At 72.8% G+C, this 20382-nt stretch carries 17 protein-coding genes; 11 read left to right on the top strand and 6 right to left on the bottom strand.

The features are described from left to right. Nucleotides 1-63: 63 nt before the first annotated feature. Entirely contained in the window at nucleotides 64-1080 is a 1017-nt protein-coding gene (locus ACFCXS_RS29095; protein ID WP_376646311.1) for a LacI family DNA-binding transcriptional regulator, read from the top strand. On the opposite strand, the gene ACFCXS_RS29090 is transcribed toward ACFCXS_RS29095, so the two are convergent. Then, entirely contained in the window at nucleotides 1077-5021 is a 3945-nt protein-coding gene (locus tag ACFCXS_RS29090; RefSeq protein WP_376646310.1) for a glycosyl hydrolase, read from the bottom strand. The two genes, ACFCXS_RS29095 and ACFCXS_RS29090, sit on opposite strands and share 4 nt — an antisense overlap. A gap of 209 nt (nucleotides 5022-5230) precedes the next feature. On the opposite strand from ACFCXS_RS29090, the gene ACFCXS_RS29085 reads away from it, so the two are divergent. The 4 genes from ACFCXS_RS29085 (at nucleotide 5231) to ACFCXS_RS29070 (ending at nucleotide 10434) form a co-directional block, all read left to right on the top strand. After that, complete coding sequence (locus ACFCXS_RS29085; protein WP_376646309.1) at nucleotides 5231-6487, top strand: MFS transporter; 1257 nt, start codon at nucleotides 5231-5233, stop codon at nucleotides 6485-6487. Between the two features lie 93 nt (nucleotides 6488-6580). After that, nucleotides 6581-8044, top strand: a complete 1464-nt coding sequence (locus ACFCXS_RS29080; RefSeq protein WP_376646308.1) for an arabinose isomerase — start codon at nucleotides 6581-6583, stop codon at nucleotides 8042-8044. Nucleotides 8045-8235: 191 nt separating this feature from the next. Further along, entirely contained in the window at nucleotides 8236-8985 is a 750-nt protein-coding gene (locus ACFCXS_RS29075) for a LysR family transcriptional regulator substrate-binding protein (protein ID WP_376646307.1), read from the top strand. A 186-nt stretch (nucleotides 8986-9171) separates the two neighbouring features. Next, the gene (locus tag ACFCXS_RS29070; protein ID WP_376646306.1) at nucleotides 9172-10434 is read left to right on the top strand and encodes a cation:proton antiporter; all 1263 of its coding nucleotides are present in this window, start codon (nucleotides 9172-9174) and stop codon (nucleotides 10432-10434) included. A 318-nt stretch (nucleotides 10435-10752) separates the two neighbouring features. On the opposite strand, the gene ACFCXS_RS29065 is transcribed toward ACFCXS_RS29070, so the two are convergent. Then, nucleotides 10753-11409: a response regulator gene (locus tag ACFCXS_RS29065; RefSeq protein WP_376646305.1), complete on the bottom strand. Its 657-nt coding sequence runs from the start codon at nucleotides 11407-11409 to the stop codon at nucleotides 10753-10755. A gap of 448 nt (nucleotides 11410-11857) precedes the next feature. On the opposite strand from ACFCXS_RS29065, the gene ACFCXS_RS29060 reads away from it, so the two are divergent. The 4 genes from ACFCXS_RS29060 (at nucleotide 11858) to htpG (ending at nucleotide 15857) form a co-directional block, all read left to right on the top strand. Continuing rightward, nucleotides 11858-12145 (top strand): DUF3040 domain-containing protein, encoded by a 288-nt coding sequence (locus ACFCXS_RS29060; RefSeq protein WP_376646304.1) that lies wholly within the window; start codon nucleotides 11858-11860, stop codon nucleotides 12143-12145. Nucleotides 12146-12340: 195 nt separating this feature from the next. After that, on the top strand, nucleotides 12341-13051 hold the full coding sequence (locus ACFCXS_RS29055) for a hypothetical protein (RefSeq protein ID WP_376646303.1): 711 nt from the start codon (nucleotides 12341-12343) through the stop codon (nucleotides 13049-13051). A 116-nt stretch (nucleotides 13052-13167) separates the two neighbouring features. Beyond that, nucleotides 13168-13872 (top strand): class F sortase, encoded by a 705-nt coding sequence (locus tag ACFCXS_RS29050; RefSeq protein ID WP_376646302.1) that lies wholly within the window; start codon nucleotides 13168-13170, stop codon nucleotides 13870-13872. Nucleotides 13873-13958: 86 nt separating this feature from the next. Then, the gene (gene htpG / locus ACFCXS_RS29045) at nucleotides 13959-15857 is read left to right on the top strand and encodes a molecular chaperone HtpG (RefSeq protein ID WP_376646301.1); all 1899 of its coding nucleotides are present in this window, start codon (nucleotides 13959-13961) and stop codon (nucleotides 15855-15857) included. A gap of 13 nt (nucleotides 15858-15870) precedes the next feature. On the opposite strand, the gene ACFCXS_RS29040 is transcribed toward htpG, so the two are convergent. The 3 genes from ACFCXS_RS29040 to ACFCXS_RS29030 all read right to left on the bottom strand — a co-directional run bounded on the left by ACFCXS_RS29040 (nucleotide 15871) and on the right by ACFCXS_RS29030 (nucleotide 17430). Then, entirely contained in the window at nucleotides 15871-16122 is a 252-nt protein-coding gene (locus ACFCXS_RS29040) for a twin-arginine translocase TatA/TatE family subunit (protein WP_376646300.1), read from the bottom strand. Next, a complete protein-coding gene (locus tag ACFCXS_RS29035) occupies nucleotides 16110-16775 on the bottom strand; it encodes a hypothetical protein (RefSeq protein WP_376646299.1) in 666 nt (221 codons plus the stop codon). Before ACFCXS_RS29035 ends, ACFCXS_RS29040 begins: the two co-directional genes overlap by 13 nt. 79 nt (nucleotides 16776-16854) lie before the next feature. Further along, nucleotides 16855-17430: a TerD family protein gene (locus ACFCXS_RS29030; RefSeq protein WP_376646298.1), complete on the bottom strand. Its 576-nt coding sequence runs from the start codon at nucleotides 17428-17430 to the stop codon at nucleotides 16855-16857. 145 nt (nucleotides 17431-17575) lie between these two features. Here ACFCXS_RS29030 and ACFCXS_RS29025 point away from each other — a divergent pair, with 145 nt between their 5' ends. Together ACFCXS_RS29025 and ACFCXS_RS29020 are read left to right on the top strand one after the other, a co-directional pair. Then, nucleotides 17576-17962, top strand: coding sequence for a BlaI/MecI/CopY family transcriptional regulator (locus ACFCXS_RS29025; protein WP_376646297.1), 387 nt, complete (start codon nucleotides 17576-17578; stop codon nucleotides 17960-17962). Between the two features lie 6 nt (nucleotides 17963-17968). Continuing rightward, nucleotides 17969-19000, top strand: a complete 1032-nt coding sequence (locus ACFCXS_RS29020; RefSeq protein ID WP_376646296.1) for a M56 family metallopeptidase — start codon at nucleotides 17969-17971, stop codon at nucleotides 18998-19000. A gap of 124 nt (nucleotides 19001-19124) precedes the next feature. Here ACFCXS_RS29020 and ACFCXS_RS29015 read toward each other — a convergent pair whose 3' ends face one another. Beyond that, a complete protein-coding gene (locus tag ACFCXS_RS29015) occupies nucleotides 19125-20180 on the bottom strand; it encodes a sporulation protein (RefSeq protein WP_376646295.1) in 1056 nt (351 codons plus the stop codon). Nucleotides 20181-20382 lie beyond the last annotated feature (202 nt).

The following is a 20382-nucleotide window of genomic DNA, read 5'->3' as shown; positions in this document are numbered from 1 at the left end:
TATACTTTCCGCGCTCATGTAGGCCATCGTCGTGCCTGGTCGCGCGGCCGCAACAGCGAGGGGGTGGACGCCGTTCCGGCACGCCCCGCCCGCATCCAGGACGTCGCCGCGGCCGCCGGTGTCTCGGTGTCGACCGTCTCGAACGTTCTCAACCGGCCCGAGCGTGTCACCGCCCGGACCGCCGAGCGCGTCCGCATCGCCGTCGCCGCGCTCGACTACGTCCCCCACCCCGGAGCCGCGGGGCTGCGCACCGGCCACTCCTTCGCGATCGGGCTCGTACTGCCCGACGTCACCAACTCCTTCTACGCGCGCATCGCGCGAGGCGCCGCGGACGCGGCCTACGAACACGGCTACTCCCTCGTGCTCTGCCACTCCGGTGACGCCCCGGAACGGGAGCAGGGCTACTTCAGCATGCTCGTCGAACAGCGGGCCGTCGGAGCCGTGGTCGTGCCGCTCAGCGCCGACCCCGGCCGGCTGGCCCGACTGCGCGAGCGGGGCATCCCGCTCGTCCTGGCCGACCGCGCGATGCCCGACAGGGAAGGCTGCTCGGCCTCGGTCGACGACATCGCCGGCGGCCGCATCGCCGTCCAGCACCTCCTCGACAGCGGGGCCCGCGACATCCTCGTCGTCAACGGCGAGCGTGGCATACGCCAGTGCTCCGACCGCTACCAGGGCGCCCGGCAGGCCGTGCGCAGCCGTCGAGGGGCCCGGCTCGGGCAGGTCGTGGCCGAGCGGATGACCGTCGCGTACGGCACGGAGATCGCCCGCGGGCTGACGGACCTGCCCGACGGGGTGTTCTGCACCAACGACTTCCTCGCCGCGGGCCTGTGCCGGGGCCTGGCCGAACGGGGCGTGCGGGTCCCCGAGGACGTGCAGGTCGTCGGCTACGGCGACCTCGACGTCGCGACCTTCGGGGCGACGACGCTGACGACGGTCCGGCAACCGGTCGAGGATCTCGGCCGGGCGGCCGTGGAGATGCTGCTCGACGAGATCGACGCCCGCGCGGACCACCTCCACGAGACCCGCGTCTTCGCCCCGGGCCTCGTCCTGCGCGACTCCACCCGGCCCTCCGGCCACTAACCCCCGGTCGGAACCCGCAGCGTCACCGGCCCCCACAGCCCCGACGACAGCTGCGACGCGAACGCCCAGGCGGTCGGCGTGGCCTGGGCGAGATACGGCGCCAGCGTGCCCCGGACCGTCACCTCCAGCCGGACGGTCCGCCCCGCCGCAGCGCGCAGCGGGAAACGGTACGGCGCACAGAACGCCTCCCCGGCGAACTCCCCGTCGACCGACACCTCCACACTGCCCCGCACCCGCCCCAGATCCAGCACAGGATCGGGCCCGGGCGGCACCTCCACCGACCGCGCGTACGTGACGCCCCCGCTCCAACCGCCCAGCCCCACCTCTCGCCAGTCGCCCAGCGCCAGCGGCGCCGGCACGGCCCGCACCCGAACCGGCCCGCGCCAGGCCGAGCCGCCCCGCAGCACGGCCGTGGGCTCGGTGACCACCTCGACCCCGGCAGGTGCCCCCGACGGCTCACGGAGCGTCAGCCGGTCGCCGGTCACGTCCTGTTCCCTCCCGTCGCCGACCCGCACCCGCGCGCCCAGCGCCAACGGCAGCTCCAGCGAAACCGTTCCCGGCGGAACGGTGAACCGGAAGCGCTGCGGTGCCGCCCGGACGTCGTCGGTGGACCGCGACGGCCACACGGCACCGCCGACCACCGGAGCGCCGCCCAGCCACGCGGTCTCCGGGAGCGGGTGCGGCCGTACCGCCGCGTGGCAGTGCTGCAACTCGCCGCGCCGACGGACGTCTTCGACGGTCCGGCCCCGCCACGCGCCCGTCTCGGCCTCCCAGCCGGCACCACCGACCAGGGCCGTCACCCCGGAGGCCGACCGCGCCACCATGTCCACGTACACGGCGTCCCGGGCATCGGCGCTGTCGGCCACGATCTCCAGCGTGTGCTCGCCCGCGCCGAGTTCCGGCTCGTGACGGAAGAACATCGGCACGGCGCCCCAGTCCGCCTCGTAGTACTCCACCTTCTCCTGCCGCGCCACCACGTCCCCGTCGAGCAACACCGTCACCGCCGAGGCCGCACCCACGACCAGCACCGCCCGAACCTCCCCGGCCGGGGCCAGGATCTTCCCCCGATAGGCGACCCGGCCGTCGGGCCGGACCCCGTCCGGTGGACGCATGAACCGCGGCCGCGGTCCGAGCCCGCCCGGCTCGGACAGGCAGAAGAAGCTGCCCAGCGGCGTGCCGGCGGCGGCCGAGATCGTCGAAGGCCGGTCCTGGGCGTCGGACAGCTCGTACTCGAGCACGTTCCGCTCCCGGACCACGGTGACCGGGGCTGATGCCACATAGCCGTCTCCGCAGGGGCCCAGCGACTCCCCGTTCCACCACACCCGCTTGACCGCCTCCGCACCGACGTGCAGCTCGGCGGGGCCCCGGCGAGCGGTCTCCACGATCGCCCGGACCCGTGCGGCCGTGCCGCCGCCCGGCACGGGGACATGGACGAACTCCTCGTTCACCAGCCCTTTGGTGCCCAGCAGGCCGCCCTGGCCGAGGATGCCCCGGCTCGACGAGTACACCCCGACGTCCCAGGCCGACTCGGGCGGCGCCAGGGGCAGTTCACCGGCGAGGATCCGCTCCACGCACGCCGCGTCCAGCGGCTCGGGGACCCGGTCGAGGGGCACCGGGGGCAGGACACGGACCCGGTTGCCGTAGGTGACCCGGGCGGGCTGCCACGCCGCCCCCTCGGCCCAGTCCATGGTCCAGATCTGCGGCTCCGCCACGGACGTCCCCGGAGGCAGTGCGAGATCGCCCCATGTGTTGTCCAACGTCGGGACCAGCCGGCCCTGCCAGCCGGACGAGAGGTCGAGCACCCGGGCCACGGTGTCCCGGGCGGAGGGTGCCGGTGCCGAAGGGCCCTCGCGCCAGACGAGCAGCGCCGCCGGGGCGCCTTCCAGAGGCACCTCGACGGCCGATCGGGTGCCGTCCTTCGAAACCGTGACACGGGCGGGACCGCGCGAGCCGGTCGCCGGGTTCCAGACCTCGGCCTCCGCGACGCCGGCCCGGACGGTGACGGACGAGGTGCGCACGGGCTCGGGCACAAAGCCGGGCGGTCGCAAGGGGTGCGCGCCGATCTCCGGGAAGGCCGCCGTGACCAGTGCCACCGCGTCGTCGCCCCGCCGCCGGACGAGCAGCGGTACCTCGCCCGTGGCGTGTCCGGCCGCGTCCGCCACCGCCGCGGCGGCGGCCTCGGGGTCGTGCACCCTCTCCAGCCGGGGGTGGGCCAGCAGCGACGCCACGATCGAGTCGTCACCGCACCGGCCCGCCGCCCTCGCGGGCGCACGGCCCACGACCACCACCCGCCCGCCCGCGTCGAGCAGCCGGGCCAGCCGCCGCGCCGTCTCCTCCTCCAGCACGCTCGCCGAGGGCAGCAGCACCGCCCTGTACACCAGGTCTCTGATCCGCAGGGCACCGTCGGCGGTCTCGGCGCGCTGGACCGACGCGTCGTCGACGACGTCGAAGGAGATCCCGTGCCGGTCCAGGGCACCGGCGTGCGGCCGGAGCCAGTTGTTCGTGCCGCACAGGTCCAGGTAGTGCCGCTGCGTCTCGTCGGCGAGGGCATGGCCCTCGCCCAGCCGGCCGTCGCCGAAGTGCCGGACCGGCGCGTCCAGCGGCACGAGGGCCTGCATGGTGGCGGTGGGGTGCAGCACCGCCACATCGGCCGCGTAGCCGCCCCACGACATGATCGAGCAGATCCGTGCCACGGCCCGGGAGAACGCCGGGTACTGCCTCCAGTAGGGCTGGCGCCAGTCGGTCGACGGCGGCGCCCACTCGAACCAGCCGCCCGCGGTGCCGAAGTAACTGGCGTGCGGGTTGTACAGGTTGGCCCCACTGCGCAGGAACGGCAGCAGCCAGTCGTAGGTGTCCTCCAGCGTGCCGCCCCAGCCGGAGGAGTGGAACGCCTCGATCCAGACGCGCTCGTGGCCGTGGAGGTGGGCCATGGAGGAGTGCACCTTGGCATCGCCGTGGTGGTCGCTGCCCGCGGCGCTGTACCAGCGGTGGGTGCGGAAGTAGTCCGTGTACAGCTGCGTGGACTGGGCCGGGTACCCCGCGCGGGCGGGGTGGCTCTGGTCGCTGCCCAGCAGCAGACCTCGCTCGCGGTGCCAGGCGGCGAGCGGCCGGAACAGGGCCTCCTCGGTCAGCTCCGCGCGCACCGCGTAGTAGTCGCCGCGGATCTTCCCCTCCGGCACACCGGCGTCGGTGCCGAACAGGGCCGGCAGGTGGTCGAGCAGGTCGTAGCCGCGCCGGGCGCGGAACTCCTCGGCGAAACGGCTGCTCCATGCGTTGGTGCCGGGCAGTTCGTCCTGGAAGCTGCCCGCGACGACGGTGCCCAGGTACTGCGGTATCCGGCGGTCGTACTCGTGGTGCACGGCGTCCATCAGCAGGCCCACGGCGTGCGGGTCCAGGTAGTCGAACGCCGTGGGGACGGCGGTGACGAGCCGCACCTCGCTTCCGTCCGGGGCGGCGACGGCCCCGCCCGCGTCGAGATCGAGTCGCCGGCCCTGCCGGGAGTAGGCGGCCAGCGGCGTCTCGGCGTCCGCCGGGGCGACCGAGCCCCCAAGGACCCGCGCGTGGCGACAGCGCAGCGCGAGCCCGGCGGCCTCGGGGTGACGCCGCGTCACACCGCCCTGCACATTCGCCCCGGAGAACCCGATCTGGTCGTAGAACCACAGCCGCGTGCCCAGCTCCGCCGCGATCTCGCAGGCGTCGGCGAAGCGCGCCCACCACTCCTCGCCGAACCACGCCGGATCGTCGGCCCGGGCCCCGAACGTCGGGCCGGCCGGGGCCAGGTTGATGACGACGAGGTTGTGGACGCCGCCCTGCGCGAACGCCCGCAACTGCCAGGCGAGTCGCTCGCGGGTCACCTTCGCACCCGACCACCACCACAGGGGAGTGGGGCCGAAGTCGCGGGGCGGGTCGTCGAACAGTCGCCTCAGCTCGGGGGAGATCACGGACGCGGTCCTTCCCCTAAAACGTTTTTAGGCCACCTTCACCGTAGGTGAGCTGGAGCGGCCACGCCATATCCCCGCACGGTGTCCCCGGAACTCGACGTCATGTCAGCCATACCTGTGCGACACCTTGTTGCAACGTTTTTCTCGCTCTATATTCGCTGCGACCAGGCCCCCGGAACCGCGATGTCACCAGACGACGGAGTCGCATCATGGCCGGTACCCGCCCCATCCCCAGACCGCTCTGGAAGGCCGCCGCCCTGTCGGGCATGGCCTCCTACCTCGACGCCGGGCTGATCGTGAGCATCTCCGTCAACCTGGCCGTCTACCGCGACAGTTACGACATGGGCGTGTGGATGGCCGGGGCGATCAGCGCGATCGTCACCGGCTGCATCGCCGTCGGATCCCTCGTCGGCGGACGGCTCGCCGACCTCTTCGGCCGCCGCCGCGTCTACAACTGGGACATCTTCTGCTTCGCGATCGGCGCCCTCGTCATCACCCTCGCCCCGGACGACATCACCCTGCTGGCCGGCGTGCTCGTCGCGGGGCTCGCGGCCGGCGCCGACCTGCCCACCTCCCTGGCCGTCGTCTCGGACGCGGCGCCCTCCTGGGCCCGGGGAAGGCTGGTGGCGTTCACCCAGGTCATGTGGATGCTGGGCATCACCGTCGCCATCTTCCTCGGTTTCGCCCTGTCCACCACGGGCATGACCGGGGCCCGGATCGTCACCGGGCAACTGGCCGTCGCCGCACTCGTCACCTGGGCCCTGAGGTCCCGGCTGAAGCTGTCCGACGGGCCCGCGCAGACGGACACCCGGGCCGTCCCCGAGGGCATCTCCCTGAAGAACGTGTGGACCCGCGCCGCGATGCTGCCGATGGCCGCGACGTTCCTCTTCTACGTGTCCTGGGGGCTCGGGGCCAACACCTTCGGCCAGTTCGGCACCTACCTGCTCGTCACCGTCAGCGATGCCTCGCAGAGCCTGGCCACCGGGGTCAACCTGGCCTTCATCCCGGTCGGCGTGCTGCTCACGTTCGCCTTCGTACGCGTCGCCGACAGCCCCTGGCGCGACCGGCTGTTCCACGTGGCCGCGGTGGTGCAGATCCTCGCGTTCGTCATCGCGTCCCTGACCGCCGGCGCACTCGCCGGCATGCTCGTCTTCTTCGTGCTCTACCAGCTCTCCCACCCCTTCGCCGGAGAGACCAACTACAAGGTGTGGTCGCAGCTCACGCTGCCCGCGGACACCCGCGGCACCACCCAGGGCCTGACCTACGCCCTGTCACGGGGCGTCTTCGCGGTCGCCGCGTTCTTCACCCCGGCCCTTGCCGACCACAGCCCGTCCGTCCTGCTCTGGACCATCACCGGCTGCATGACGGTGGCGGCGTTCGCGGGCGTGTTCATCATCCGCGTCCTGGTCCCGCGTTCCGCGAGCGCCGTGCAGGACCGGGCCGACCTGCGCGTGCCCAGTACCTGAGCCGCAGCATCCCGACGAGGAACAGGTGCCGGACCGCGCCGACCCGAGCGTGCCCAGCACGTGAACCGCAGCACCCGACAAGGAGCACCGACCATGGCAACGACCGCGGACCGCACGGCCGTACGGACCGTCGCCCCCGACGAACTGCTCCCGCCGGTCACCCGGCGCCGCACCCGGATCGGACTGGTCGCGGGCGGACTGGGCACGTACTGGCCACAGTTCCCAGGCCTCCTGCCGCGGCTCAAGGAGTCGGCCGCCTATGTCGCCGAGCGCTTCCGGGAGATGGACGCGGAGGTGACCGACGCTGGGTTCGTCTCCGACGCCCAGGAAGGCGCCCGCGCCGCCGAGGAGCTGCGCAGGGCCGACTGCGATCTGATCGTGCTGTTCCTGACGACCTACCTCACCTCGTCGATGATCCTGCCGATCGCCCGGCGCTCGCACACACCCGTCCTGGTCATCGACCTCCAGCCGTCCGAGCGGATGGACCACGCCGCCTTCGACACCGGGGACTGGCTGGCCTACTGCGGGCAGTGCCCCGTCCCCGAGGTCGGCAACGTCTTCCGGCGCGCCGGCATCCCCTTCCGGTCGGTGTCGGGCTGGCTGCGCCAGGAGTCCGCCTGGCGGCGCATCGAGCAGTGGATCCGGGCCGCGCACATCCGCGCCGCACTCCGGCACGCCCGGCACGGCCTCATGGGGCACGTGTACCCCGGCATGCTCGACGTGCAGACCGATCCGACGCTGCTCGCCACGACGTTCGGCTCGCACGTGGAGGTCCTGGAGTTCGACGACCTGCGGCACCGTGTGGAACGGGTGACCGAGACGGAGACCCGGGAGCGGATGGCTCTCGCCCGGCAGGTCTTCACCCTCGACGAGAGCGTGGTGGAGGAGGACTTCGCCTGGGGCGCGACCGTGTCCGTCGCCCTCGACCGGCTCGTCGCCGACTTCGAACTCGACAGCCTCGCCTACTACCACCGCGGACTCGACGGTGAGCTGCACGAGCGGCTCGGCGCGGGCATGATCCTCGGCGCCTCGCTGCTCACCGCCCGGGGCGTGCCCGCGGCCGGCGAGTACGAACTGCGTACGTCCGTCGCCCAGCTGGCGTCCCAGAGCATCGGCGCCGGAGGCTCCTTCACCGAGATCCAGGCCCTGAACTTCGAGGACGGCGTGGTGGAGATGGGGCACGACGGCCCCGCCCACCTCGCGGTCGGCGCCCGCGACCCGCTGCTGCGCGGGCTCGGCGTCTACCACGGCAAACGCGGCTGGGGCGTGAGCGTCGAGTTCGACGTCCGGCACGGGCCCGTCACCCTGCTCGGCCTCGGCCAGGACGCAGACGGCAGTCTCTCCTTCGTCACCTCCGAGGGAACCGTCGTACCGGGACCGCTGCTGGAGATCGGCAACACCACCAGCCGCGTCGACTTCGGCCGGGACCCAGGTGAATGGGTCGACGCCTGGAGCGCCACGGGCGTCGGCCACCACTGGTCCCTCGCGGTGGGGAGCCACACGGCCGATTTCCGGGCCGCCGCGAGCCTGCTGGGCATCGACCACCGGCAGGTCTGACGGCCCTGGCCACCGGCAGGTCTGCCGGGCCGGGCGGCTCCGGCACCGGGCGCGAGGGATGGTCGACCGCCCCGACGAGCGGGACGTGCCGTCTCGTACGGGGACCTGGGGGCCTCTTGTACCGGAGGCCTGGGGGCCGGGGCCCCGGCCCCCTTCTGACCCACTCGTACCTGCACGGCCACCAGCGCCCGGTGCCGGCCGGACTGCGCTCCCAGACGCTGCTGGACGAAGAACTGGTCCTGGTCGCGGAAGCCGGGCGCCCCCTCATGTCCGACGACTCTCCTTCGCACTGGTCGGAGCCGGCGGGCACGCCGCTGATCAGCGGACGTCCGGGCCTGGCGAACCGGGAGGCGCGCGAGGCCCTCTTCGCCGGCCGGTCCATGGCACCGCCCCTGATCGCTTTCGAAACGTCGAACTACTCGGTGGCGTGCGCCCTCGCCGGCAGCGGGGTCGGTGCGGCCTGCGTGCCGCGCATGGCCGCGGAAGCGAGCCCGGCCCCCATCAGCACGCGCCCGTTCGCCGCTCCGGCCCCGCACGGTCAGCCTGCTGGGGCGTTCCTCGGGCAGCACGCCGTTGCTGCGCACGGCGCGCCGCATGCTGCAGGAGGTCTTCGCGCAGGCGCCCGGCGATCCCTGCGCGGTCTGGTACCGCGGCCGGCACCAGGATCCGGGCGCTCTGCGCGCCGGACGGGCCGTGCCGGCGGCAAGGCGCCCCTGCGGGCACCGAGCCGGGGTGAACAGGACCGGGCGGGAGTGCCGGACGAGGGAGTCCACCAGGTGCCCGGCCGTGTGCAGGGCCGCGTGCAGTCGGCGCAGATCGGCGTCGATGCGGCTGTGTGCAGAGGTGCCTTCCGCCGACCGCAACGACGCGGCAGGCACGGCACGGCACGGACGGGGTGGGTGCCGTCACCGCCCGGAGATGGGTGTCGTCACCGATGGTGACGCCACCGGTGCCCGTGTGAGGCTGGCGGTACCGCCCGGGCCGACGCGCCGATGATCATGGCCGCGGTCCCGGGGCCGCCCTCACAGGCGCACACCACTGCCCGTCACGGCCCCCTGAAGGAGGAGCCCCTATCCATCCCCGTTCGGTGAAACGATCCGCCTGCGCGTCCACGAAGGTGGTGATCCGTGGGACACGCTGACAGCCTTCTCGCCATGGGCGGAGCCTTCCTGGCCGCCGCCCTCCTCGCCCGCCTCGGCGGCAGAATCGGGCTCCCCACGATCCCGCTGTTCATGCTCGCGGGCATCCTGCTCGGCCCCCACACTCCCGGCCTGGTCATCGTCCAGGACGCCCACGACTTCGAGATGCTCTCCGCACTCGGACTGGTGCTGCTGCTGTTCTACCTCGGCCTGGAGTTCCACCTCGACGACCTCAGAAGCGGCGGCCGGCGCCTGCTGACGGCGGGTGGGATCTACCTGCTGCTCAATGTCGGCGCGGGGCTGGGGTTCGGCTTCGCCCTGGGCTGGGGAGTCCGCGAGGCACTGGTCCTCGCCGGTGTCCTCGGGATCTCCTCGTCCGCCATCGTCACCAAGATCCTCATCGACCTCGGGCGCATCGGCCGCCCGGAGACACGCCTCATCCTCGGCGTCATCGTGGTGGAGGACATCTTCCTCGCGCTGTACCTGGCCGCCCTCCAGCCCGTCATCAGCGGCGCCGAGGGCGTCGGCGACATGGTCCTGCAGGGCGCCAAGGCCTTCGGCTTCCTGCTGCTGCTGGCCGCGGCGGCCCGGTACGGCACCAAACCCGTGGGGCGGCTCATCGCGACCCGCGACAACGAACTGCTCGTCATCAGCTTCCTCGGCGCGGCCGTCCTCGTGGCGGGAATCGCCGAGGTCCTCGGAGTAGCCGACGCCATCGGCGCGTTCATGGTCGGTCTGATCCTGGCCGGCACCCCCTCCGGACCGCGCATCCGGGACCTCGTGCATCCGCTGCGCGACGCCTTCGCGGCCATCTTCTTCTTCGCCTTCGGCCTCTCCATCGACCCCGGCGACATCGTCTCCGTGGTCGGACCGGTCGCCGCGGCGGCCGCGCTGACCCTCGTGATGAACGTCGCCGCCGGTCTCCTCGTCGCCCGTGTGTACCGCTACGGCCTCGATCCCGCCGCCGAGATCGCCACCACCCTCGTGGCCCGCGGGGAGTTCGCACTGATCCTGGCCGCCATGGCCGCCGGTGCCGGCCTAGACGCCCGTCTCGCCCCGTTCATCGCGGGATACGTCCTCGTCCTCGCGGTCCTCGGCCCCATCGCCGCCGGACGCGCACATCTGCTCGCCCGCGCGCTCCGGGCCGGGCAGGGCTTCCTGCCCCGCCGCACCACGGCCCCGTCGTACGACGGCGAGCCCGCGGGCGACAGCACACCGTCCGCGCCGCAGCCCGCCGAGGTTGAGCGCTGAGGTCCGTTGCGGAAGCGGCGCCAGCTGTGCGGCGTCCGGCACGCACTCTCGGCGCACCGCCCAGAAGCCCGAGTACGCCCGGTACGAGGGCTTTCGGGCGGCACGCCGAGAGCACGCACCGGGCGCCGCACGGCCGCCCTTCGGGCGAGGGCGCCACCTTCGCAGCGGACCCCGGTCCCGACAGGCGATGTGCGCTCCGCCCCGACCCCGGCGCTGCCCATGCCTACGCCGGGGGCCGGGGGCAGGCACCCGGCGCCGCTCCGCGACGGGCGCACGCTGCCTGTCGCGGAGCCGGAGGGCGACCGGTCGCGGGCGCGCTCAGGGTTCGATCAGCCCGACGCGGATGGCGTAGCGGGTCAGTTCCAGCCGGTCCTTCAGGCCGAGCTTGTGCAGCAGGTTCGCGCGGTGCCGCTCCACCGTCTTGGGGCTGATGACCAGCAGGTCCGCGATCTGCTGCGAGGTGTGGCCCTCGGCGACGAGCTTGAGGATCTCCTCCTCACGGTCGGTGAGGGACCGTGACGCCCCCGTGCCGCCCTCCCGGACCCGCTCGAGATGGTCGCGGATCAGCGCCTCGACCGCGCCGGGATACAGGAACGGCTCGCCCCGCATCGTGGCCCTGCACGCCTCGACCAGGTCACGGTCCGCGACGGACTTGAGCACGTAGCCCGAGGCCCCGGCGCCGAGCGCCTCGAAGAAGTACTGCTCGTTGTCGTACATGGTCAGCATCAGGATCCGCGTCCGCGGGCAGGTCCGGGACAGCTCCCGGGCGGCCTGGAGCCCCGTCAGACGCGGCATGGCGATGTCGAGGACGGCCAGGTCGGGCCCGTGCTCCCGGGCCCGGGCGACGGCCTCGGCACCGTCGTCGGCCTCCGCGACCACGGTGAGGTCGGGCTCGGCGTCCAGGATGAGCCGGACACCGCGCCGCACCAGGGCGTGGTCGTCGGCGAGCAGGATGCGGGTGGGGAAGTCACTCATGGCGGCCGTTCCGGTCGGGATCGGGTACGAGGGCGGGACGGGACGGTGAAGCAGGCCCCGACGGATCGCGGCGAGACCGGCCGCCGGCGGGACGATCCGCCGTGACAAGGGCACCGCGTGCCCGCTGCCCGGGACCTCACCACCCAGGGTGTGCGCCGCCCGGCCCCGCCACCATCCGTGACAGCACCCATCCTCGAACCGAACGCCCGGCTCTCGGAACGGCGTTCGTGGGGGGCGGCCCCCGGGAAGGATGAGGGTGGGGCCCGATGGTGGAAGCCGCTGGAGGGGGGAGAGGCTGAAGCCCTGGTGAGACAGCCGAGGCACTGCGCTCCACCGCGTCGGCGGCCCTGTCTCCCCCCGTGCCGTCACAGGGCCCGACACCCCAGGACTTGTCATGGCCTCGGCCGTGCCCTGCCTCGAAGCGCTCGGGTTCCGGGAAGGAGAAGCCGTGCCCCAGTCCGAAGACCACTCTCTGGTCGATCTCGAAGCACGACTCGAGCGGGAGGACCCCCGGTTCACCCGGGCCATGAGATCCGGCCGCCCCGCCCGCCCCCGCGAGTACCGGCGGACCGGCGCCTGGTGGGGGCTGGCCTTCGGCGTCGCCGTGCTGGGCTCCGGCATCGTCTGGGCCCAGGGCCTGCTCATCGCGTGCGGGCTGGTCCTCGTCGGTGTGGCGGGCCAGCTGGCCGACCCGGACCCGGCCCGTACGCCCCACCGGGGGTTCGGACGCCGCTGACGGGGCGCACGCCGAGAGGCCGTGGGCGGCGGGCGCACGGCCGGGGTCATGCCGCCGTCGGAGTGTTGTCGTAACCCGTGTGATCGCCCCGGATGGTGGGACGGACCGGCATGACTGACGGTGGTTCACGTCGAGACCGGGTCTCGTGAGCTGGCGAGGCGTCAGCTGCCCGGACCGCGACGGAAGGACTCACCGATGCGCTCTGCCCGCATGCTGCTCGCGACGGCCACGGCAACGGCCGCCCTCGCGATCGCCGCACCCGCCGCCTACGCCGAGGCGACGGGTGACTGGGACCACGACACCTCCTCTTCCTACAGCAAGGAGCACCACAAGGACGGCAACCACGACGGGCCGCGCGGCGGCATGCACACGGGTGGCGGAGCGCTGTCCGCCGTGTCCGCCGACGACTGGGACGGCTCCCGGCACGACGAGGACTCCGACGCCGCCAAGCGCGACGAAGGGGGCAAGCACGAGGAGCACGGCAAGGAGAACGGGCACGAGAAGGGCGACTGGGAGGGCAAGCACGACGGGCACGGCAAGCCCCACGGCGGCGTGCACACCGGCGGCGGAGCGCTGTCCGCGGTGAACTCGGACGACTGGGGCAACCCCAAGCACGACCCCGACACGTACAAGGACGAGGACGACTGGGGCGACAGGCAGGAAGAGGACGGCTACGGCGACAAGGGCGACTGGGGCGCCAAGGAGGAGAAGGGCGACTGGGGCGACAAGGAGGAGAAGGGCTCCTGGGAGGGCAAGCACGACAAGCCGCGCGGTGGCATGCACACCGGTGGCGGCGGGCTGGCCTCCGCGCCGGGCGTGACCGCCGGTGGGCTGGCCGCGCTGGCCGTCGCCGGTACCGGCATGTACGCGCTGCGCCGCCGGAAGACCGCGCAGGGCGCCGTATGACCGATGCCTGACGTCATAGCCGCCGTGGCCGCCGCACGTGCCCGTCACGTCGCGGCGGCCCGGCTCGTCCCCCCGCGTGTCGTGCCCGCTGCCGTGCCCGAATGAGGTGGTCCCTGATGGCAGCCCCTCCCCCCGCTCTTTCCGACCTCGGCCCCGCGCCGTCGAAGCGGCGGTTGCGCGCCGTCATGACGGTGGTCTGGTCGGTGGCCGCCCTCGTGCTGACCGTGAACCTGTTCGGCGGCAGCGGTGAGTCGTCCGACGACGCCGGCCCGCCGCACTCGCCGCCCGCCGTGGCGGCCGCTTCGTCCGTCCCCGACCTGCCCGACACGCCCGCGTCCACGGCGCCGGACCGGTCCGGCGGCCCGCACCTGCCCCGGTCCCGGCCCGTCCGTCTGCTCATCCCCAAGATCTCGGTCGACGCGCCCTTCACCGACCTCGCCATCAACGACCTCGGCCAGCTGGAGCCCCCGCCGCCGGACGACATCAACCTCGTCGGCTGGTACGCCAAGGGCCACACGCCCGGAGAGGCCGGCACCGCGATCATCGCCGGGCACGTGGACACGGCGACCTCACCGGCCGTGTTCGCCGGACTCGGCGAGCTGAAGAAGGGCGACCGGTTCCGGGTCGTGCGGGCCGACGGCAGCAGGGCGACCTTCGCCGTGGACGCCACGGAGTCGTTCGAGAAGGACGACTTCCCCAGCGAGCGCGTGTACGGCGACACACCGAGAGCCCAGGTCCGCCTCATCACGTGCTCGGGCTCCTACGACCGCCAGGCCCGCGACTACACCGAGAACCTGGTCGTCTTCGCCCACCTCGTCTGACTTCCGGGGCCCCCACCTGACTTGGTGTTTTAGAGTTACAGCCACCAGTTCAGGCGACTGTGGGACCTGTGAGGGATTCGCTAACCATGACGACCGAAACGTTTGAGTTCCAGGTAGAGGCACGTCAGCTGCTCCAGCTGATGATCCACTCGGTCTACTCGAACAAGGATGTCTTCCTGCGGGAGCTCGTCTCCAACGCCTCCGACGCGCTCGACAAGCTGCGTCTGGAGAAGCTGCGGGACGACTCCCTCGACGCCGATGTGTCGGACCTGCACATCGAGCTCGACGTCGACAAGGAGGCCCGCACCCTCACCGTGCGGGACAACGGCATCGGCATGTCGTACGACGAGGTCGGGCAGCTCATCGGCACCATCGCCAACTCGGGGACGGCCACGTTCCTCAAGGAGCTGAAGGAGGCCAAGGACGCGGGCGGGGCCGAGGGGCTCATCGGCCAGTTCGGTGTCGGCTTCTACTCCGGCTTCATGGCCGCCGACGAGGTCACGCTGGTGACCCGCCGCGCCGGCGAGAGCCAGGGGACCCGCTGGACCTCGCGCGGCGAGGCCACGTACACCCTGGAGAGGGTCGACGACGCGCCGCAGGGCACGTCCGTGACGCTCCACCTCAAGCCCGCCGACCCAGAGAACCAGCTGCACGACTACACCTCCGCGTGGACGATCCGGGAGATCGTCAAGCGCTACTCGGACTTCATCACCTGGCCGATCAGGATGGTGCCGGAGTCGGGTGACGGGGAGGGCGTGCCCGAGCCCGAGACGCTCAACTCCATGAAGGCCCTGTGGGCGCGCTCGCGCGACGAGGTCTCCGACGACGAGTACCACGAGCTGTACAAGCACATCAGCCACGACTGGCGCGAGCCCCTGGAGACGATCCGGCTCCAGGCCGAGGGGACCTTCGAGTACCAGGCCCTGCTCTTCGTCCCCTCGCACGCCCCGCACGACCTGTTCACGCGGGACTTCAAGCGCGGCGTCCAGCTGTACGTGAAGCGCGTGTTCATCATGGACGACTGCGAGGCGCTGCTGCCGCCCTACCTCCGCTTCGTCAAGGGCGTCGTCGACGCGCAGGACCTCTCGCTCAACGTCTCGCGCGAGATCCTCCAGCAGGACCGGCACATCCGGATGATGCAGCGCCGGCTGACCAAGAAGGTGCTGTCCACGGTCAAGGAGATCAGGACCAAGGACGCCGAGCGCTACGCGACGTTCTGGCGGGAGTTCGGCACCGCCCTGAAGGAGGGCCTGGTCACCGACTCCGAGAACCGCGACGCCATCCTCGCCGTCTCCTCGTTCGCGAGCACGCACTCCGCCGACGAACCGACCACGCTCGCGCAGTACGTGGAGCGGATGAAGGACGGCCAGGACGACATCTGGTTCATCACCGGAGAGTCCCGGCAGAGCATCGAGAACTCCCCGCACATGGAGGCGTTCCGCGACAAGGGCATCGAGGTCCTGCTGCTCACCGACGCCGTCGACGAGGTCTGGGTCGACGCCGTCGGCGAGTACGAGGGCAAGAAGCTGCGGTCGGTCACCAAGGGCGAGATCGACCTCGGCGCCCAGGACGAGGAGAAGGCCGCGCAGGAGCGGGAGAAGCAGGCCGAGGAGTACGCCGGGCTGCTCGGCTGGATGCGGGAGCGGCTCGACGAGGACATCAAGGAGGTCCGCCTCTCCACCCGGCTCACGGTCTCCCCGGCCTGCGTCGTCTCCGACGCGCACGACCTGACCCCGGCCCTGGAGAACATGTACCGGGCCATGGGCCAGGAGGTGCCGCGCACCAAGCGGATCCTGGAGCTCAATCCGGGCCACCCGCTGGTGAAGGGCCTGCACCAGGCCTACCAGGCGAGCGAGGAATCTGAGCGGCTCGCCGAGTCCGCCGAGTTGCTGCACACCCTGGCGGTGCTCGCCGAAGGCGGTCAGCCCAAGGACCCGGCGCGCTTCGTGAGGCTCGTGGCGGACCGCCTGGAGCGCACGCTGTAGTCACGGGGACGGATCAGGAGTGGTCAGGGGCGCCCGCCGGCCGGGCGCCGGGCGGGGTGGTGCCGGTGCCCGGCGGGATCACCTCGCCCTGGACCACCTGCGGCGCGGGGGCCGTCCCCGCCTCCTCGTCCTTCGCCGCGCGTGCCTCGGCCTTGAGGATGCGGGCCGCCTTCCCGGCCGAGCGGGTCAGCTCCGGGAGCTTCTTCATCCCGATGACGGCTATGACGACGATGAGAATGATCGCGAGCTCGCTCAGTCCGAACATGGTGTCCTGTCCTCTCTCGCCCGGGCCGGGCACGGCGCGAGCGTATCGGGCGGCGAGCACGGGGTGACCGCCGTCTCGGGATGCGGCACCAGGTGCCGGTGCAGGTGGGGCAGCATCCCGCGGTCGAGCAGCTCCTGCCGCCACACCAGCCGGGCGTGCTCCACCTGGTCGGCGGCCGGGGGCCCGCCGCGCCGGCGCAGGGCCGTGTGCAGCAGCGCGGTCAGGGCGGCGAGGCCGGTCAGGGCCGCCACCAGTGCCAGGGTCCAGCCGGCCGCGATCAGCGATCCGGGCAGGGGGCCGAGGGCGTCGGCGATGTGGAGCAGGCCGCCGGTCAGGAGCAGCGCCGCGGCGGACGTGCCGGACACGAGCGGGGTGAGCACCGCGAGGGCCGGCAGCAGTTCGCCCGGGCCGAGCGGGTGCCGTGCCTCGTGCCGGGCCGCCCGGCGCACGGCGAGGTAGGAGCGGTAGGGCTGCTCGGCCGCCGCCGCGATGTCGTCGGCGTGGGCGAGCGCGTGGGCGCGCAGGTGCGCTGCCGCCCGGCCGGTCGGGTCGGCGCCCAGGGCTCCACGGATGTCCGCGGTGCCCAGCGCGTGGTGCAGTACGGCTTCGAAGTCCGCGCGGTCGTCCGGGCGGAGGCGGGACAGGTCGGCCACAGGGTCTCCCGGTCGGTTGGTGATACGGCCGCCGGGCCCGGCCACACGCGGTCGGGCCCGGCGGCGCGGTCGGTCCGTGTCAGACGTTGACGCCGAAGTCGGAGGCGATGCCGGCCAGGCCCGAGGCGTAGCCCTGGCCGACCGCGCGGAACTTCCACTCGCTGCCGTGCCGGTAGAGCTCGCCGAAGACCATCGCGGTCTCCGTGGAGGCGTCCTCGGACAGGTCGTAGCGGGCGATCTCCTGGCCTCCCGCCTGGTTGACGACCCGGATGAAGGCGTTGCCGACCTGCCCGAAGCTCTGCCCGCGGTTACCGGCGTCGTGGATCGACACCGGGAACACGATCTTGTCGATGTCGGCGGGCACGGCGGCGAGGTTCACCTTGACGGACTCGTCGTCGCCCTCGCCCTCACCGGTGAGGTTGTCGCCGGTGTGCTCGACCGAACCGTCCGGGCTCTTGAGGTTGTTGTAGAAGACGAAGTGCTGGTCCGAAGGCACCTTGCCGGAGGCGTCGAGGAGCAGGGCGGAGGCGTCGAGGTCGAAGTCGACGCCCGTCGTGGTGCGCACGTCCCAGCCCAGTCCGACCAGGACGGCGGTGAGGCCCGGCGCCTCCTTGCTGAGCGAGACGTTGCCGCCCTTGGACAGGGAAACTCCCACGGGGTACTCCTTCTTGAGCGTTTGACGTGTGCGGTGTGATGTCACTCTGAAATCTACAGCACTGTAGAAGTAAGTGGGGTCGGGCCGGTGGATCTATACGATGGCCGGGAGGGCAACACACGGCGGCGTGAGGGAGGGCAGGGCGGTGACGGATCCCGGACAGCGTCCCCGGCGAGGACAGGGCGAGCTGGAGGCGCTGGTGCTGTCGGCGCTGCGGGAGGCGGACGGCCCGGCCACGGCCGGCTGGGTGCAGGAACGCCTCGGCGGTGACCTCGCGTACACGACGGTGATCACGATCCTGACCCGGCTGCTGGGCAAGGGCGCGGTCACCCGGGAGCGGGTCGGCCGGTCCTTCGCCTGGACACCGGCCTCGGACCAGGCAGGTCTGGCCGCGCGCAAGATGCGCAAGGTGCTGGACGCCGAGAGCGACCGCGGGGCCGTACTGGCCAGCTTCGTCACCGGCCTCGGCCCGGACGAGGAGCGGCTGCTGCGTGACCTGCTCGATCAGGCCCAGGGCGAAGGGGAAGACTGACACCTCATGGGGGTTTTCGTCTTTCTGCCACTCGTCCTGCCGCTCACGGCCTGGCCGGTGGCACGCCTGGCCGAACAGCATCTGCATCCGCGCACCGCTACCCGGCTGCTGACGGTGCTGGCCGTGGTGCTGGCGCTGTGCAGCACGGTGTGTCTGGCGCTGGTGATGGTGGTCGGCACCGCCCAACTGCCCGGCAACCCGCTGCCGGACGGCTGGTCCGACCCCGAGGTGCGGGCGGCGGTGCCCCACGACGAGGTCGTGGGCAAGGCCGCGATTCCCGCGCTGTGCGCCGTGGTCGTCGCCTGTGCCCGCACGCTGCGGCGGCACGGACGGGTGCGCCGCCGGGCGCATCTGGCCCTCGCCGGGCTGCGGGGGACGGAGGTGGCGGTACTGCCCGACGCCGAGCCCTACGCGTACGCGCTGCCGCCCGAAGGCCGCCGTGGGGGTGCGGTGCCGCCGGCCGGCCGGCGCCGCGCTGCGGGCATGCCCGGTCCGGCCGTCCCGGCCGCCGGCGGCCGGGACCCGCGCCGAGGGCGTGGCCGTGTCGTGGTGACCACGGCCCTGCTGGACCGGCTGCGGCCGGGCGAGCGGCGGGCTCTGTTCGCCCATGAGCGGGCGCACCTCGCCGCACGCCACGACCGCTTCCTGCTCGCCGTGCAACTGGCCGCCCGTGCCAACCCGTTCCTGCGGCCGCTGCGCACCGCCGTGGCGTACACGGCGGAGCGGTGGGCGGACGAGGAGGCGGCCCGGGCGATCGGCAGCCGCCGCACGGTGGCGCGGGCGATCGGCACAGCCGCGCTCGTCTCACGGGGCACCCCGCATCCCGCCCTCGCCGGACTCGCCGCCCCCGGGCCGGTACCGCGCCGGGTGGCGGCCCTGCTCGGCCCCGCCCCCACGCCGCGCCACTGGCCGCCGGCGTTCACGGCGGTCGGACTGGCGGCGTGGGGCGCGGCCGCGGGCACGGCCGCATCGGCGATGTCGTCGGCGAACTCGGCGGTGACGATGGTCCTCATCCTGCACGCGGCGACACCGCTCTGACCGACGTGCCAGAGCGGTGGGCGCGCGCCCGCAGGGGGCGCGGGGAACCGCGCGACAAGCCACGATGGCGCTGCACCCGGCAGGCGGCGGGAAGTGCCACCCCGGGAGCCGCCGAGGCGCGGCCTCAGCCCTCGTCCTCCTCGTCGCCCTCGAAGAAGTCCCCGACCTCGTCGACGACTTCGCCCGCGACCATGCCGCCGACGACTCCGGCCGCCAGTCCGGCCGCACCCGCGGCGACGGCCGTGCCCATGCCGGGGCCCGAGCGGCGGCCGTCATGGTGCTCCCCCTTGTGCCCGTGGCCGCCCGGGCCGAAGGGCGCGGGGGAGCCGTGGCCCATGGGTGAGCCGTAGCCGGCGGGGGAGCCGTGGCCCATGGGCGAACCGTGACCGGCGGGGGCGCCGTACGACGCCCGGTGCTCGGCCAGTTGCCGCATCCAGCCGTCGACGATCGAGGGCCAGTCCTGCTGCCCCACCCCTTCGTGGGAGACCGTGAACCGGGTGAGGGCGTCGTGGCCGGGGGACAGGAGGCCGCCCCGCTTGTCCGCCTCCAGCACGACCTCCATGCCGCCCGGGTTCGCGAGGAACGTCAGCTCGATCTCGTTGATCTGCTGCGCGTACTGAGGAGCGGGGACGAGCTCGATCTCCTGGTAGAAGGGCAGCCGCTGGCCCGTGCCACCGATGCGCCCGTACTCGAGGTCGGCCGACCTGAAGCCGAACCCGAGCCCGCCGAGGGCCTCCAGTACGGCCTCCTGCGCGGGCAGCGGCGAGACGTTCAGCTGGTCCAGGTCGCCCTTGTCCTTCGCGCCCGCCACCGACAGCTCGGTGCGCACCCCGAGGACCACGCCCAGGTTCTGCCCGTGCAGTTCGGTGACCGGAGTCTCCCACGGCAGGACCACGCTGAACGGCACGCTGCGCTGCTCACCCTCGGCGAGCCGGAAGCCGCCGCCGACGGTGAACCGGTCGAAGGCCACGACGCCCTCGCTCTCACCGCCCTGGTGCTCCGCCTCGACCCGGGCAACCAGCTCCAGGGTGATGTGCTCGATCTCGAAGTCGGCCTTGCCGCCGGTGAGGTGGATGTGACCGGTGAGGGTGCCGCCGGGCCGGACGGGAGCGGGGTCGAGAACCGTGTCGACCGTGGGGCCGCCGACACCGAGCGCGCCGAGCAGTCGTTTGAACACCATGGTGGCGTCCACTCCTTCATGTGCGTGTGCTGTCTTCTACAAGCTTGTAGAAGCATAGGGGGTGCGGACGGAGGAGGACCGTGCGGCGGGTCCCTGTGCGAGGGATTGGCTGAAAAGGGATCACCCTCCGACGCGACGGTGCCGCAGCCCGCCTCCACGGCGGGCGGCGGCCCCCGCTACGTCCCGCACCCCACCGCGCAGC

The organism is Streptomyces sp. NPDC056373 (assembly GCF_042262425.1).
Classification (GTDB): domain Bacteria; phylum Actinomycetota; class Actinomycetes; order Streptomycetales; family Streptomycetaceae; genus Streptomyces.
This window is presented reverse-complemented; position numbering and strand designations above follow the sequence as displayed.

Coding starts and splice junctions, on each gene's coding strand:
- ACFCXS_RS29085 (WP_376646309.1), top strand. CDS start 5,231: ATGGCCGGTACCCGCCCCATCCCCAGACCGCTCTGGAAGGCCGCCGCC.
- ACFCXS_RS29080 (WP_376646308.1), top strand. CDS start 6,581: ATGGCAACGACCGCGGACCGCACGGCCGTACGGACCGTCGCCCCCGAC.
- ACFCXS_RS29065 (WP_376646305.1), bottom strand. CDS start 11,409: ATGAGTGACTTCCCCACCCGCATCCTGCTCGCCGACGACCACGCCCTG.
- ACFCXS_RS29055 (WP_376646303.1), top strand. CDS start 12,341: ATGCGCTCTGCCCGCATGCTGCTCGCGACGGCCACGGCAACGGCCGCC.
- ACFCXS_RS29050 (WP_376646302.1), top strand. CDS start 13,168: ATGGCAGCCCCTCCCCCCGCTCTTTCCGACCTCGGCCCCGCGCCGTCG.
- htpG (WP_376646301.1), top strand. CDS start 13,959: ATGACGACCGAAACGTTTGAGTTCCAGGTAGAGGCACGTCAGCTGCTC.
- ACFCXS_RS29040 (WP_376646300.1), bottom strand. CDS start 16,122: ATGTTCGGACTGAGCGAGCTCGCGATCATTCTCATCGTCGTCATAGCC.
- ACFCXS_RS29020 (WP_376646296.1), top strand. CDS start 17,969: ATGGGGGTTTTCGTCTTTCTGCCACTCGTCCTGCCGCTCACGGCCTGG.
- ACFCXS_RS29015 (WP_376646295.1), bottom strand. CDS start 20,180: ATGGTGTTCAAACGACTGCTCGGCGCGCTCGGTGTCGGCGGCCCCACG.